The 16,577-nt window shown below is 64.1% G+C and carries 8 protein-coding genes; 5 read left to right on the forward strand and 3 right to left on the reverse strand.

What is annotated here, in order from left to right:
* The coding region (locus VKR55_RS27290; protein WP_324408306.1) for a glycoside hydrolase family 15 protein at positions 1-1,449 on the reverse strand (1,449 nt) is incomplete at its 3' end.
* 84 nt (positions 1,450-1,533) lie between these two features.
* A complete protein-coding gene (malQ, locus tag VKR55_RS27295) occupies positions 1,534-3,483 on the reverse strand; it encodes a 4-alpha-glucanotransferase (protein ID WP_324408328.1) in 1,950 nt (649 codons plus the stop codon).
* A 343-nt stretch (positions 3,484-3,826) separates the two neighbouring features.
* On the opposite strand from malQ, the gene treS reads away from it, so the two are divergent.
* From treS to treY, 5 genes are read left to right on the forward strand one after another with little or no spacing between them, the layout of a single operon-like run.
* On the forward strand, positions 3,827-7,126 hold the full coding sequence (gene treS, locus VKR55_RS27300) for a maltose alpha-D-glucosyltransferase (RefSeq protein ID WP_324408308.1): 3,300 nt from the start codon (positions 3,827-3,829) through the stop codon (positions 7,124-7,126).
* Positions 7,123-9,270, forward strand: a complete 2,148-nt coding sequence (gene glgB / locus VKR55_RS27305) for a 1,4-alpha-glucan branching protein GlgB (RefSeq protein ID WP_324408310.1) — start codon at positions 7,123-7,125, stop codon at positions 9,268-9,270. Before treS ends, glgB begins: the two co-directional genes overlap by 4 nt.
* A 3-nt stretch (positions 9,271-9,273) precedes the next feature.
* Positions 9,274-11,349, forward strand: a complete 2,076-nt coding sequence (gene glgX / locus VKR55_RS27310) for a glycogen debranching protein GlgX (protein WP_324408312.1) — start codon at positions 9,274-9,276, stop codon at positions 11,347-11,349.
* Positions 11,346-13,112: a malto-oligosyltrehalose trehalohydrolase gene (gene treZ / locus VKR55_RS27315; RefSeq protein WP_324408314.1), complete on the forward strand. Its 1,767-nt coding sequence runs from the start codon at positions 11,346-11,348 to the stop codon at positions 13,110-13,112. Before glgX ends, treZ begins: the two co-directional genes overlap by 4 nt.
* Positions 13,113-13,114: 2 nt before the next feature.
* The gene (gene treY / locus VKR55_RS27320; protein WP_324408316.1) at positions 13,115-15,907 is read left to right on the forward strand and encodes a malto-oligosyltrehalose synthase; all 2,793 of its coding nucleotides are present in this window, start codon (positions 13,115-13,117) and stop codon (positions 15,905-15,907) included.
* Positions 15,908-16,151: 244 nt separating this feature from the next.
* Here the strand turns inward: treY and VKR55_RS27325 are convergent, their stop codons facing one another.
* The gene (locus VKR55_RS27325) at positions 16,152-16,463 is read right to left on the reverse strand and encodes a polyhydroxyalkanoic acid system family protein (RefSeq protein WP_324408330.1); all 312 of its coding nucleotides are present in this window, start codon (positions 16,461-16,463) and stop codon (positions 16,152-16,154) included.
* Positions 16,464-16,577 lie beyond the last annotated feature (114 nt).

A 16,577-nucleotide genomic window follows, 5' to 3' on the forward strand; every position in this document is an offset into this window, starting at 1 on the left:
TCCAGCGACGCGCGGATCATCGGGCGGGAGAAAGCCGACCAGCGGGATCATCAGCAGTGCGGCGTCGAGGGCGTCGGCGCCGTAGTACTGGACGAAGGCGTTGCGCTGAGAGTTGAAGCCGTGGGCGCAGACGTCGCGATGTATATGGTCGCGGAGTTTGCGCCAGCGCTCGAGCGGTCCGGAGTGATCGCGGGCTTCGATAGTTTTGACGGCGCGGTCGAGCGCGACCCATGCCATGACCTTGGAATGGGTAAAATGACGGCGGGGTCCGCGGACCTCCCAGATACCTTCGTCGGGCTGGTACCAGACCTGTTCGAGGTGTTCCATCAGCGCGGTGCGCAGGCGCCATGATTCCGGCGGCGAATGGAAGCCGCTACGGCCGACGAGATAGGCGGAGTCCATGATTTCGCCGTAGACGTCGAGTTGGAATTGTTCGTGGGCGGCATTGCCAACGCGCACGGGGCGGCTGGCTTCGTAGCCGCGCAGCCATGGGAGTTCGAGTTCGGTCAAGCGGCGCTCGCCGGCGATACCGTACATTATCTGGAGGTCGTCGGGACTACCGGCAATCGCGCGCAGGAGCCATTCGCGCCAGGCGAGCGCCTCTTCGTGATAGCCGGAGATCAACAACGCATAGAGGGTGAAGGTGGCGTCGCGCAGCCAGCAGAAGCGGTAGTCCCAATTGCGCGCGCCGCCGAGCTTTTCCGGCAGCGACGTCGTCGGTGCCGCCACGATGCCGCCGGTCGGATCGAAGGTCAGCGCCTTCAGCGTGATCAGCGAACGCAACACGAGCGCGCGATGCTCGCCCTCATAGCTGCAGCGACCGCACCACTCCTTCCAGAAAGTTTCCGTCTCCTTCAGCGCGATTTCGGGATCGATCGGATCGGGTAGATCGAGATGCGACGGCCCGTAGGTCAACACGAAGGGGATCGTCTTGCCTGCGCTCACCTCAAAATCGGCGACCGTCGTCATGTCCTCGCCGCGGGTCTGGACCGGTGTGCGCAGCACGGTCATGTCCTGACCTGCGATCGCAACCAGAGCCGCGCGTTCTTCGCTGCGCCTCACCCAGGGAATGTCGTTGCCGAAGCCAAAGCGGATGACAAGCTGCATCCGCATCCTGGCCCGGCCCTCGATACCGCGCACCAGGCGCACGACGTCGGAAGCCTTGCCGCGCGGCGGCATGAAGTCGATCAGCGCGACGATGCCGTCGGCGGTCTCGAACCTCGTCTCCAGGATCAGCGTTTCGTCCCAATAGCGGCGGGAGGTCTTCCTGATCTCGCCGGCCGGCGCGATCAGCCAGCGCCCGTTCATGTTGGTGCCGAGCAACGCCGCAAAGCAGGCATCGGAATCGAAGGCCGGCCAGCATAGCCAGTCGATCGATCCATCGCGGCCGACCAGCGCCGCGGTCTCACAATCGCCGATCAGGCCATAGTCTTCGATCGGTAAGGGCAACGGTCCTCACTCGCTCACGCGGCAACGGAAGCTCGTCACCTCTCCCCGGCGGGGAGAGGTCAACCGGGCGCCTGGCTCACGGCCTCAATCCGCAATGCGCGCCCGTTCATGCGTCGCCTGCTTCAGCGCGGCAACGTCGATGCTCGAGCCGATATCTTCCACCGCCACAGGGAGCCGCTGGCGCCAGTTCGGGTGCTCATTGACGGTGCCGGGAATGTTGGGCTGATCGATCACGCCCAGCAAATCCTCCAGCGAGATCACCATCAGCCGCGACTTCGTCCGCGCCAGGAATTTCGCGACCGAATAGAGATCGTTTTGATGGATGTCGTGCGACCGCAGCACCTCGTCGAGCATGCCCAGCGCATGCCAGCGCGCATCGTCGCTCTCACCCGGATCGAGCCCGAGCGAGCGTTTCATCCGAAGATCGCTGAAGGAGCGCCAGCCGGCATAGGTCGAAAGATCATGGGTGTTGAATGTGATCAGCGCGTTCGGCTGATAGCGGTCGATGCCGCGGAAGCCGCCGCCCTCGTCGCGCTCGAACATCATGACGAGATAGGACCAGATGCCCCAATCGGCCATGTGCTCGCGGAATCCCTCCGGCACCGTGCCGAGGTCCTCGCCGATCACGACGCAATGATGCGCGACGCTTTCAAGGGCCGTCACTGCAAACAGCGCTTCCAGCGGCATCTGCACATAGGCGCCCTGCCGGGCCGGAAAGCCGTCGGGTATGAGATAGAGCCGTTTCAGCCCCAGCACATGATCGAGCCGGATCGCGCCGGCATGGCGCATCGCGGCGCGCAGCATCGCACGGAACGGCTCCAGCAACGTTATCTCGAGGCCCGTGGCATTGAAGCCGGCGAGGCCCCAGCTCTGACCAAGCGTATTGAGCGGATCGGGCGGCGCGCCGACGCCAAGCTGCCGCGAGATCGCAACCTGCTCGTTCCAGGCATCAAAACCATCGGGCTGCACGCCGACGGCAACGTCGAGATAGAGCCCGACCTTCATCCCGAGCTGTTCGGCGAGCTTCTTGCAGCCGCCCAATTGCCGGTCGGCAATCCACTGCACATACTCGACGAACTCGACCTCGCTCTTGTCGGGACCGGCACGGAGCGCAGTACAGCGCGTCTCGTCCGGCTTCCGCCATTCCTCGGGCCATTCCCACCAAGGCGCCTTGAAACGATGGCGCAGCACCTCAAAGCAGGCGAAATGCGACAACAGCGCACCCTGCTCGGCGCGGAATGCGTCAAAATCCTTGCGCGACGTTGCGTTCCGGGCGGTGCTGAATCTCTCGAAAGCCGACCGCAGGGCGCGCCATTTCAGCGCGGCGACGCCGGCATAGTCGACATTGGTGCTCTGGCGCAGCCACGCAAGCGCGTCACCTTCCGGCATAGGCCGGTAGCCCGGCGCCTTCTCCGCATCGATATAGAGTCCGTTCAGGAACAGCCGACTGTTCGGCGAATAGGGACTGCAATCCGTCGGCCGGTCGTCGAACAGCGCATGCAGCGGGTTGAGGCCGATGCCGTCGGCGCCAAGCTGGTGCGCAAGCCGGATCAGGTCTTCCAGATCGGTGAAATCCCCCATCCCCCAATTGCGCGCCGAGCGAACGCCATAGAGCTGCGCGGCGATCACCCAGCCGCGATCGAAGTCGCCGGCAAAGGCCCGTGCTGGCGCGACGATCAGCGAAGCCTCCTCGCTGTCGCCGCCGGCGTCGGTGAGCTGCAGCCGGTAAGTGCCGGCGGCCAGGTCCTCCGGCCAGACGAGGCTGCGATCATTGGTCGCGCCTTCCGCGACGGGGTTGTCCCGCGCCTCGATCTTCCAGCGCACCGGCAGGCGAGCGCCGTCGCCAAGCTCCGTCCGCGCTGGAAGCCCGGTGCGAATCACCACGGGACCAGCCACGAGCCGGCGCGACGTCCGCGCCGGGAAGGCGTTCACAATGATTTTCAGAGCCCCTTCGTCGGTGACGTGACGCTTGCCCTGGCCATCGGTAAATTCGGTCAGGATTCCGAGATTCTGGGCTTGGCTGAAGAGGTCCATTCGGCACGCAGCTTGCACACGACCGGCGATGGTGTCGGGGTGATGGTGTCGGGTTGACGAGGTCGCGAAATTGTCCAGATAGGAGAAGAGGATAGGATCTTCCAACGCCGTGGCCTCGCAAATGGTTCCAAAGGGAACCAATGGCGCGCGAGCGGCATTCTACTCAGGTACAGCGTCTCCTTTCCTCTTAACGAAACGGGACGTCGGCTCCATGTCAATGGCATCACCGTGATCAGACAAGCGCAAGCCGCCGTCAGCGCCAGGTTCGGCGCCGTTTCCCTTTTTGGCACGGGAGGCGGACAACCGAGGCTGGCGTTCTCGCGGGCGCGCAGGGGGTAGCGCCATGAACCTGATGTCCTCCATCGACACCGCCGAGCTGCCGGTGACCGATCTCGACGCCGAGACGCTCTGGTACAAGGATGCGATCATCTACCAGCTTCACGTGAAGGCCTTTGCCGACAGCAACAATGACGGTATCGGCGACTTCGCGGGGCTGACCGAGAAGCTCGGGTACCTGCAGGACCTCGGCGTCACCACGCTGTGGCTGTTGCCGTTCTACCCCTCGCCCGGCCGCGACGACGGCTACGACATCGCCGACTACGGTTCCGTCAATCCCGATTTCGGGACGATGAAGGACTTCAAGCGCTTCATCCAGGAAGCGAAGAAGCGTGGCCTGCGCGTCATCACCGAGCTCGTCGTTAACCATACCTCCGACCAGCACGACTGGTTCAAGCGCGCCCGCCGCAGCCATCCCGGATCGAGCGCGCGCGACTGGTATGTCTGGAGCGATACCGACCAGAAATACCCGGGCACGCGGATCATCTTCACCGATACCGAGAAATCGAACTGGACCTGGGATCCCGAAGCCGGCCAGTTCTACTGGCACCGTTTCTTCTCGCACCAGCCGGATTTGAATTTCGACAATCCGCGCGTGGTGAGCGCCATCCTCCAGGTGATGAAGCGCTGGCTCGACAGCGGAGTCGACGGCTTCCGCCTCGACGCCATCCCCTATCTCTGCGAGCGCGACGGCACCAACAACGAGAACCTGCCGGAGACGCACGCGATCATCAAGAAGCTGCGCAAGGAGCTCGACGCCTACGCCAAGAACAAGGTGCTGCTTGCCGAGGCCAATCAATGGCCGGAGGACGTGCAGGAATATTTCGGCCAGGACGACGAGTGCCACATGGCCTATCACTTCCCGCTGATGCCGCGTATCTACATGGCGATCGCGCAGGAAGACCGCTTCCCGATCACCGACATCCTGCGCCAGACGCCGGACATCCCGGCGAATTGCCAATGGGCGCTGTTCCTGCGCAACCACGACGAGCTGACGCTCGAAATGGTCACCGACGTCGAGCGCGACTACCTGTGGTCGACCTATGCGAACGATCCGCGCGCGCGCATCAATGTCGGCATCCGTCGGCGGCTCGCACCGCTGATGGACAACGACCGCCGCAAGATCGAGCTGATGAACTCGCTGTTGTTCTCCTTCCCGGGCACGCCGATCCTCTACTACGGCGACGAGATCGGGATGGGCGACAACATCTATCTCGGCGACCGCAACGGCGTGCGCACGCCGATGCAATGGACGCCGGACCGCAACGGCGGCTTCTCCCGCGCGGACCCGGCAAAGCTCTATGCACCGATGATCATGGACCCGGTCTACGGCTATGAGGCCGTAAACGTGGAAGCGCAGTCGCGCAGCCACTCTTCACTGCTTTCCGCCACCAAGCGGCTGATCTCGGTGCGCAAATCAACGCTCGCTTTCGGCCGCGGCTCGATGACCTTCATCCGGCCGGCCAACCGCGCGGTGCTCTCCTATGTCCGGGAATACAAGGGCGAGGCGATCCTGTGCGTTGCGAACCTGTCACGCTCGGCGCAGGCAACCGAGCTCGATCTGTCGGCGTGGAAGGATCGCGTCCCGCTGGAAATGCTCGGCCGCACGCGCTTTCCCGCGATCGGCGAATTGCCCTACATGATCACGCTCGCGCCCTACGGCTTCTACTGGTTCGAGCTGAAGGAGCGCGACAAGTCGGAGCCGGTCACGCCGCGCGCGGTGCCCGAATTCGAGACGCTGGTGGTGCCGCTCAACTCGACCTGGGTCTCGCTCGCCCGCACCCGCGGCGTGTTCGAGCGCGACGTGCTGCCGGGGCATCTGGCGCGCACGCGCTGGTATCCGGAGCATTCGCCGAAGGCGATCCATCCGATGCTGGTGTCGGCGATCCCGTTCTGCGACATCGGCGACAACCGGCCGTGGCTTGCCTTTTTCGAGGCGACGCAGCACGGCAAGACGGCGCGCTACCTGTTGCCGATGCAGATCGAATGGGTGCGCTTCGATCGCGAGCGCTTCAACCCGCGCGCCTTCGCGGCCGTTCGCCAGGGCGCGCGCGAAGGCACGCTGCTCGACGTTGCGACCGACCCGATCTTCATCGGGCTGTTGCTGCGCAATCTGAGCCAGTCGTTGACGGTCACGGAAAACAATCTGCAGCTTGAATTCAGGCCGACCAGCCAGTTTGCCAATAAGCAGGTGCGGCAGCCCGAAAGCGTCCGCGCCGTCGAGACCGGAAAATCCAACAGCATCGCGCTCGTCGATGGCGACTATTGCAGCAAGGTGCTTCGGAAGACAGAGGCCGGCATCAACCCCGCCATCGAGGTCGGGCGCTTTCTGACCGACGTCGCAGGCTTTCCCAATGCGCCCGCCCTGCTCGGCACCGTCGAATTCGTCGAGGGTGAGCAGCGCAGCGCCGTCGCGACCCTGCACGCCCAGATCGCGCACCAGGGCGACGGCTGGACCGTGACCTCGGCCTATCTCGACCGCTTTGTCGACGACCAGCGCCTGCTCGCGACCAGCGGTCACGCCAAAACGAGCGGGGAACAGATTCCGTATTTGCGCATCCTGGCGCAGGCCGGACGGCGCCTGGCCGAGCTGCACATGGCGCTATCCAGCAATTCCGTGCTGGCCGAATTCGCCCCGGAGCCGATCGGGCCTGCGGACGTTCGGCGCTGGACCGGAGACATCATCGCGCGCGCGGACGAGCTGTTCGACAGGCTCGGCCAGCGCGATGCCGTGCGGGAAGCCGATCGGCCGTTGGTCGAAAGGCTGCTGTCGCAGCGCGAAGCCCTGCACGAGCGTCTCGCCACCGTGCTGCCGCCGGACGTCGATGGATCGGCCATCCGCGTCCACGGCGATTTCCGGCTTGAGCAGACCCTGATCGTCAAGGACGACATCTTCATCATCGGCTTCGAGGGCGATGCCGGACTTACGCTCGAGGAGCGCCGGCACAAGGCGCCGCCGGCGCGCGACGTCGCCGGCCTGATCCGCTCGATCGATTATTCCGTCACGGCAGCGTTCGACCGCGCCCTCAGAGCGGCGTCCGAAGAGCAGGACAAGCTTGCGGCGGCCCTTTCCGAATGGCGCGAGCGCGCAATGAAAGCCTTCGTGACCGCCTACCGCGACAGCATGACGAGGGCACGACTATGGCCCGCCGATGCGCATACGGCCGACGCCATGGTCAGCTTCTTTTTGCTGGAAAAAGCCGTTCACGAGATCGAATATGAGCTCGAACACCGGCCCGAATGGCTGCGCACGCCGGTTGCCGGTCTGCTCCGTATTCTGTCCGAGTCCGCCAAAGAGGCCCGATGAACAAACTGTCTGCCGAGGCTTATGCGATCGTCGAAGGCCGTCACGCCGATCCCTTCCGCTATCTCGGCCTCCACAAGGAGGGCGAGAAGACGGTGGTGCGGGCCTTCCTGCCCGACGCATCCAATGTCGAGGCTGTCGGCGAGCATGGCGAGACGGCGAAGCTATCGCGAATCCATGACGCCGGGCTGTTTGCCGGCGCGATGCCGAACGGTTCGCAGCGCTACCAGCTCCGCGCGCAATACGGCGACAATGTCGTCCAGATCGAGGATGCCTATCGCTTTCCTCCGATCCTGACCGACTACGATCTCTACCTGCTCGGCGAAGGCTCCGACCAGCGGCTCTACGACAAGCTCGGCGCGCATCCGCGCGTGATGGACGGCGTCGAGGGCGTTGCCTTTGTGGTGCTGGCGCCGAATGCGCGGCGGGTCAGCGTGGTCGGCGATTTCAATTTCTGGGATGCGCGGCGGCATCCGATGCGTGTCCGCGGCGTCGGCTATTGGGAGCTGTTCATTCCGCATGCCAAGGCGGGCGATCACTACAAGTTCGACATGATCGGTCCGCACGGCCAGCATTTGCCGCTCAAGTCCGACCCGGTGGCCTTTGCCGCGGAAGTGCGGCCGAAGACCGCTTCGATCGTGCTCGACGAGGCGAGGCTGCCGCGTCCGCGCCCGGCGCCGGAGAGAATCAACTCGCGCAGCGCCCCGATCTCGATCTACGAGGTGCATCTCGGCTCCTGGCGGCGCAAGGGCAACAATGAGTGGCTGACTTATCGCGATCTGGCGGAGCAGTTGCCGACCTACGCACGCGATCTCGGCTTCACCCACGTCGAATTCCTGCCCGTCAGCGAACATCCGTTCGACGGCTCCTGGGGCTATCAGCCGACCGGACTGTTTGCCCCGACCAGCCGCTTCGGCTCGCCGGAGGATTTCTGCGCGCTGATCGACGCCTGCCATGCGCAGGGGCTGGGCGTGATCCTCGACTGGGTGCCCGGACATTTTCCGGACGACCCGCACGGGCTCGGCCAGTTCGACGGCACCGCGCTCTACGAGCACGCCAACCCCATGCAGGGCCGCCACCTCGATTGGGGCACGCTGATCTATAACTACGGCCGCACCGAAATCGTCAATTTCCTGGTGTCGAACGCGCTGTTCTGGCTCGACCGCTACGCCGTCGATGGCCTGCGCGTCGATGCGGTCGCCTCCATGCTTTATCTCGACTACAGCCGTCCCTATGGCGGCTGGATTCCGAACAAGTATGGCGGCCGGGAAAATCTCGACGCGATTGCGTTCCTGCGCCGCTTCAACGCCGAGGTGTTCGCGCGCTTTCCCAATGCGACCACCGCGGCCGAGGAATCAACCGCATGGGCGCAGGTGTCGCGGCCGGTCGAATATGGCGGACTCGGCTTCGGCTACAAGTGGAACATGGGCTGGATGCACGACACGCTGAAATATATCGGCAAGGATCCGATCCACCGCAAATACCATCACGGCGACATCCTGTTCGGCCTGCACTACGCCTTCTCGGAGAACTTCATACTGCCGCTGTCGCACGACGAGGTCGTGCACGGCAAGCGTTCGATCCTCGGGCGGATGCCCGGCGACGACTGGCAGCGCTTTGCGAATTTGCGCGCCTATTACAGCTTCATGTTCGGTCACCCCGGCAAGAAGCTGTTGTTCATGGGATCGGAATTCGCCCAGGAGAACGAGTGGAATCACGATCACTCGCTGGATTGGCACCTGCTCGAACAGAAGAAATATGCCGGCATCCAGGCGCTGGTCCGCGACCTCAACCAGCTCTACCGGAAGGTGCCGGCGCTGCACGAACTCGATTGCGAAGCAACGGGCTTCGAGTGGATCATCACCGAGGACGCCAACCACAACGCCTTCGCCTGGCTCCGCAAGGGCCATGATGCCCACGCGCGCTGCGTCGTCGTCGTGAATTTTTCGCCGAATGTCTATTACAACTACCGCGTCAGCGTGCCGTTCGCGGGCCTCTGGCGCGAGGTCTTCAATTCCGACTCCGCCTTCTACGGCGGCACCAATGTCGGCAATGTCGGCGCCGTCCGCGCTTCCGAGAGTGGCTCGCCCGAGCTCAACCTGACCATTCCCCCGCTCGCCGCCATCTTTCTCGTACCCGAAGGCTGATCCATGCGTCTGACCGCAGGGACCTTTTCGCGTCTCGGCGCAAGTTGGGACGGCCGCGGCACCAATTTCGCGTTGTTCTCGGCGAATGCGGAGAAGGTCGAGCTTTGCCTGTTCGACAATCAGGGCCGGCGCGAGCTTGAGCGCATCGAGCTGCCGGAACGCGACGAAGACGTCTGGCATGGCTATCTCAACGACGTCTCGCCCGGCCAGCTCTATGGCTATCGCGTTCACGGACCCTATGCGCCCGAGCAGGGCCACCGCTTCAACGCCAACAAGCTCCTGCTAGACCCTTACGCCAAACGGCTATACGGCCGGCTGGTGTGGAGCGATGCGCATTTCGCCTATCGCACCGGAAGTCCGCGCGAGGACCTCTCCTTCGACCGCCGCGACAATTCACGCGGCATGCCGAAGGCAGTAGTGGTCGACGAGACCTTCAACTGGGGACGACGCGAAATCCGCCCGAGCATTCCCTGGGATCACACCATCATCTACGAAGCCCACGTCAAGGGCCTGACGCAAACACGCGAGGACGTTGCGCCGAACCTGCGCGGTACCTATGGCGGCCTCTCCTCGCCCGCGATGATCGCGCATTTGAGGAAGCTCGGCGTCACCACGATCGAGCTCCTGCCGATCCACGCCTTCGTCGACGACCGCATCCTGGTCGAGAAGAAGCTCGTCAATTACTGGGGCTACAACACGTTGTCCTACTTCGCGCCGGAGCCGCGCTATGCCCAGGACAACCCGCTGGACGCGTTTCGCACCACGGTGGCACGGCTGCATGATGCCGGCATCGAGGTGATGCTGGACGTGGTCTACAACCACACCGCCGAGGGCAACCATATGGGCCCGACGCTGTCGTTCCGCGGCATCGACAATGCTTCCTACTATTGGCTGAAGCCCGACAACAGGCGCTACTACGACGACTTCACCGGCTGCGGCTCGTCGGTCAACCTCACCCATCCCCGCGTGCTGCAGATGGTGACGGACTCGCTGCGCTACTGGGTCGAGGTCTGCCATGTCGACGGCTTCCGCTTCGATCTCGCCACCACGCTCGCGCGCACCCCGAACGGCTTCGACCGCAACAGCGCCTTTCTCACCGCCGTCCGGCAGGACCCGGTGCTCGCTTCCGTCAAGCTCGTCGCCGAGCCCTGGGACCTCGGCATGGGTGGCTACCAGGTCGGCGCCTATCCCTCGCAATGGTCGGAATGGAACGACCGCTACCGCAGCACGATGCGTCGCTATTGGAGCGGCGAGGGAAGCCTGATCGGCGAGGTATCGAGCCGCATGACGGCCTCCTCCGACCTGTTCAACCATGACGGCCGCAAGCCGCGCGCCAGCGTCAACCACATCACCGTCCATGACGGTTTCACGCTTGCCGACCTTTTCAGCTACAACCAGAAGCACAATGAGGCCAACGGCGAGGACAATCGCGACGGCTCCAGCGACAACCACAGCAACAATTGCGGCCATGAGGGCCCGACAGATGACGTCGCGATCGTCGCGCTGCGGCGCCAGCTCCGCAAGAACCAGCTCGCCTGCCTGCTGCTGGCGCAGGGCCTGCCGCTCCTGCTCGCCGGCGATGAGGTCGGCAACTCGCAGAACGGCAACAACAACGCCTATTGCCAGGACAATCCGACCGGCTGGATCAAGTGGGAGCATCTCGGCAAGGAGGGCGAGGACCTCACCGATTTCGTCGGCCATATGACGAGCTTGCGCGAAAAATTTCCGCAAATGCGCGGACATCATTGGCTCGACGGGCGACGCCCCGACGGCTCCTACGGTGTCCTTTGGCTGACGCCCGCGGCCGAAGAGATGAAGGAAGCCGACTGGAAATTTCCGGATGGCAGGTTTCTCGCCTATGTGCTGGGTCCGGTGGAACCAGGGCAGGCGCCGATCTTTATTGTGCTGAACGCGGCTCCCGAAGAGATCGCGTTCAAGCTGCCGAAGATGCCGGGCTACAGGAGCTGGCAACAGGTGCTGAACACGACCGAGATCAAGCAGGAGAGCGCGGAGTTTGCCTCCGGTGCCGACGCGAAGGCCCCGTCCCGCTCGGTGCTGGCCTTTGCAGGCGCGACATGAGCAACGCCCGGTTTGGCGCCAGGCCGACCCGGGAGGGCACGTCGTTCCGGCTGTGGGCGCCGGCGGCCAAACGCGTCGAGCTCGTGCTGGAGAAGAAGCCGTTTCAAATGCGGCGCGACGGCGGCTGGTTCTCGGCTGATGTCGCAGGCTGCGGCGCCGGCGCGCGCTACAGATTTCGCATCGATGACGAGATCGACGTCCCCGACCCGGCCTCTGCCTTCCAGCCCGACGATGTGTTCGGCCCGAGCGAGGTGATCGATCACGCGAGTTTTCAATGGTGCGCGAAGGATTGGCGCGGCAGGCCGTGGACCGACACCGTTCTGATCGAAACGCATGTCGGCGCCTTCACGACGGAGGGCAGCTATCGGGCGATGATCGACAAGCTCGATCATCTCGTCGAGACCGGGATCACTGCGCTGGAGTTGATGCCACTCGCCGATTTCGCCGGTCGCCGCGGCTGGGGCTATGATGGCGTGCTCTGGTATGCGCCCGACAGCGCCTATGGCCGGCCGGAGGATCTGAAGTCGCTGATCGACGAGGCGCATCGGCGCGGACTGATGATGTTTCTGGACGTCGTCTACAATCACTTCGGTCCGCAGGGGAATTTCATCGGCCGCTATGCGCCGAGCTTTTTCACCGAGGCGCATACGCCCTGGGGCAGCGCGATCGACTATCGTGTCGGCGAGGTGCGCGCCTTCGCGATCGAGAACGCACTCTGTTGGCTGCGCGATTACCGCTTTGACGGGCTGCGGCTCGACGCCGCCAATCACATCATGTCCGAGCCCGGCAGACCATCGATGCTGCACGATCTCAGCATCGCCGCCGGAAAGCTCGCGGCGGCCACGGGCCGGCACATCCATCTCGTGCTTGAGAATGGCGACAATCGCGCCTCGCTCCTCGACGTAGCGCAAGAGCCATCGCGCGGCAAATATCGCGCGCAGTGGAACGACGATTATCACCACGCCTGGCACGTGTTGTTCACCCGCGAAAGCAACGGCTATTACGGCGACTATCAGCGCTCGCCGCGTGGCGACATCGCCCGCGCGCTGGCGTCGGGCTTTGTCTACCAGGGCGAAGTCTCCACCTTCTGGGGCAACAAGCCGCGCGGCGAACCGAGCGGAAAGCTGCCGCCTGCGACCTTCGTCAATTTCCTGCAAAACCATGACCAGATCGGCAACCGCGCGCTTGGCGACCGGCTGGAAAGCCTCGCCTCGGCGCAACAAATCGAGGCAGCGCTTGCCGTGACACTGCTCGCGCCGATGGTGCCGATGCTGTTCATGGGCGAGGAATGGGGCTCAAAGGTCCCCTTCCCATTCTTCTGCGATTTCACGGGCGACCTCGCCAATGCCGTGCGTGAGGGGCGAAAGCGGGAATACAAATGGGCCTATGACAAATTTGGCGACGAGGTGCCCGATCCGCTCGATCCCGGGACGTTCCGATCCGCCGTGCTTGATTGGCCGACGCGCGAGGCGCCGGCCGGCGCGAAGCGCCTTGCGCTGGTGCGGGAGCTACTGGCCGTCCGTCGGCGAGATATTGTGCCGCGACTTTCGGGTGCCAGCTTTGGCGAAGCCCAGGCGGGCGAGAACGGCTTGCTCACGGCAAGCTGGCGCATGGACGACGGCGCGACGCTTTCCCTGATCGCCAATTTGTCTCCGAACGAAATCGCGAACGCATCATTGCACACGACCGGCACGCCGATCTGGGGCGGCGCGCCCGGCGACCGGCTTCCGCCCTGGTCGGTGTTCTGGCGCATCGGAGGCTAGCCATGCCGCCCTCGATCCCGCTCGCGACCTACCGCCTGCAATTGACCGCCGACTTCAACTTCGACAAGGCCGCGGAAGTCGTCCCCTATCTGAAAGCGCTCGGCATCACGCATCTCTATGCTTCGCCTTTCATGAAGGCGCGCCAGGGCTCTACTCATGGTTATGACGTGGTGGACCATACAAAGCTCAATCCGGAGCTCGGCGGCGAAGCCGGCTTCGAACGCCTGTCGGCGGCTCTGCAGAAACACGATCTCGGCCTGATCCTCGATTTCGTTCCCAATCATGTCGGCGTGCATTTCGCCGACAATCCCTGGTGGCTCGACATGCTGGAATGGGGACCGGCCTCGCCGCATGCCAGCGCGTTCGACATCGACTGGGAGCAGCTCCCCTACCGCAAGCGCGGCGGCGTGCTGCTGCCGATCCTCGGCTCATCCTATGGCGAGGCGCTCGAGCGCGGCGAGATCGAGCTCCGCTACGACGCCGGCGAAGGCAGCTTCTCCTGTTGGTACTACGAGCATCGCCTGCCGATCGCGCCAGAGCGCTATGGCGAGGTGTTGCGGATGATCGTCAGACAAGCCGGCGCTGAAGACAGCGACACCGGCCAACGCATCCTGGCGCTGGCCTCGCACTACCGGGGATTGCGTCATCCGAACCGGCAGGAAGCGCCGCAATTCAAGGCGGAGCTGAAGGCGATCGGCGGCGGCGCCGAGATCATCAGGAAGGGATTATCGGCTTACCGCGCCGGGATCGAACATGCCGCCGAGACGTTGGCGCTGCATCACCTGCTGGAGCGCCAGCATTACCGGCTCGGCCACTGGCGGCTTGCGTCCAGCGACATCAACTATCGCCGTTTCTTCGACATCAATTCGCTCGCCGGCCTTCGCGTCGAGGAAACCGCCACCTTTGAAACCGCGCACCGGCTGGTGAAGCAATTGATCGCCGAGGGAAAGCTGCAGGGTCTGCGGCTCGACCACATCGACGGCCTGCGCGATCCCCAGCAATATTTCCAGCGCCTGCGCCGATTGATCCGCGAGGCGCATGGCGGTGAAGCGACGCCATTCTATGTCGTGGTCGAAAAGATCCTTGGGGCAGACGAGACGCTGCGCCACTTTGCCGGCATTCACGGCACCACCGGCTATGAGTGGATGAATGCGCTCGCGCATCTCCTGGTCGACGGCAAGGGGCTGGAGGCGCTCGACGAGGTGTGGCGGCAGGTTTCCAACCAGCCGCCGAGGCTCGAGCCCCTGCTGAAGGCCGCCAAACGCCGCGTGCTGGAAACCCTGCTGACCAGCGAGTTCACGGTCCTCGTGCGTCTTCTGGCGCGCATCGCGAGCGGCCACTACTCGACGCGGGATTTCTCCGCCGACAGCCTGCGGCAGGCGCTCGAGCTCTACGTGCTGCATTTTCCCGTCTATCGCACCTATCTCACCTCAGCCGGACCGACCGCGAATGACCGCGCGCTGATCGAGATCACCATCGCGCGAGCACGCGCGGAATGGTACGCCGCGGACGAAGGCATCTTCGACTTCCTGCGCGATGCGCTGACGCTCGATTTGATCAAGCCGGGCCGGCCGCCGCACAGCGCGCCGCGGGTGCGCCGCTTTGCGCTGAAGCTGCAGCAATTCACCGGTCCGTTGATGGCCAAGTCGCTGGAGGACACCGCGTTCTATCGCTATCACCGCCTGCTCGCGTTGAACGAGGTCGGCGGCGATCCCGCGGCGAAAGCGCTTTCCGTTGCGGACTTCCACCAGATGATGCGAACCCGCATGCGGGAATGGCCGCACGGCATGACCGCGACCGCGACCCACGACACCAAGCGCGGCGAGGACGCCCGCGCGCGGCTGATGGCGCTGTCCGAAATCCCCGGCGAATGGACCAGCGCAGTCGCGCGCTGGAAGGTGACGAATGCGCCGCATCTTGCCCTGGACGGCGAGATGCGGGCGCCGTCGGCCGCCATGGAATACATGCTCTACCAGACACTGCTGGGCGCCTGGTCGCTGGAGGGCCCTGATGCGGCTTTCGTTGAGCGCGTCCAGGCCTATGCGCTGAAGGCTGCGCGCGAGGGCAAGGAGCAGACGAGCTGGCTCAATCCCCACACGACCTATGAAGCGGGTTTGAAGGGGTTCATCGAGCGGATTCTCGATCCATCCCGCTCCCGCGAGTTTCTGGACTCGGTCGCGGCCATCGCGCGCCGCGTCGCGCTGCTCGGCGCGCTCGACTCACTGAGCCAGCTCACGCTGAAGACGACGCTGCCCGGCGTGCCTGATTTCTACCAGGGTACGGAACTCTGGGACCTGTCCCTGGTCGATCCCGACAACCGTCGCCCGGTCGATTTTGCCGTGCGTGCTCATCTGCTTCCCACGCTGCAGGCACCGGACTGGGCAGCCCTGACCGAGAACTGGGGCAATGGTTATCTCAAGTTCGCCTGGACCGCACATCTCCTGAGATTGCGCAACGAGCTCGCCGACGTCTTCACGCACGGCGACTACCAGCCGCTCGAAGCCTCCGGCCCCAGTCACGATCATGTCGTGGCCTTCGCGCGACGGCGCGGAAGCGACGCAGCCATTGTAGTTGTTGCAAGGCACTTTGCTGGATTCACCGACGGCGGCCGCGCCTGGCCTCGCGCCGAGGCATTCGAGGGCGCAGTCAATCTCTCGGGCTATGCCGTCGATGGAGTGAAGGCAGGTGCCGGGGAACTGCCGCTGTCGGGGCTTTTCAAGCATCTTCCGGCGACGGTGCTAAAGGCAAGACTCACCGCAGCGGCGAGGCCGGCGCGCAAGCGGGTCGCGGCGTAACGCATGATCCGGAAAAGTGTGCAGCAGTTTTCCGAAAAGATCATGCGCAAACAGAGAGAAAGCGCGAAGGCCGCCCGGGATCTTGCGGCCGGGCGGCCCTGGCGGATGTCGTGCCGACTCAGAGATCGGTTCCCGTCCCCGCATGCCAATATGGTCCGCCGAATTCGTTACCAACAAGCTGACGAACGTTGCGTCACCCTGTTTTTCACAAACTTTCGTTGTTGCAACGCGAGATTGCGACGCGTCAGTTGCGCTTGGTGAGCAGCAAGGTGCCGCGCTCACGAATGACACGCTGCGCCATCTCGGCAAAGCGCTGCAGCAGCCACGGCAACATCACCTCCAGGCGCACGTGGTCATCAGCGACGTCGATATGGCCTGATGCCGCCTGACCCAGCGCGCGCACGCGAAAGAACATCTGGTCGCCCTCCCAGCGTTCCTCATCCACACTCAGCACCGGCACGTTCGCGGCGGCGCGCGAAAGCCCGCCCTTGAGTCGGCGCGCCGCTTCCTCGCGGCCGAGACGATGCGGAATGGAGACGACAAGTGGAGCGGACATCCAAATCCTTTGGCAAATCCTCTTGATGATCAACTGATGTAGTGCCGCGTCGTTCGAAGGGAAGAGCATCGCGAATATCGGCCTGCAAAGGGCGGAACTTTCGTCGTAGGCACA

Source organism: Bradyrhizobium sp. (assembly GCF_035309285.1).
In the GTDB taxonomy this organism is placed as follows: domain Bacteria; phylum Pseudomonadota; class Alphaproteobacteria; order Rhizobiales; family Xanthobacteraceae; genus Bradyrhizobium.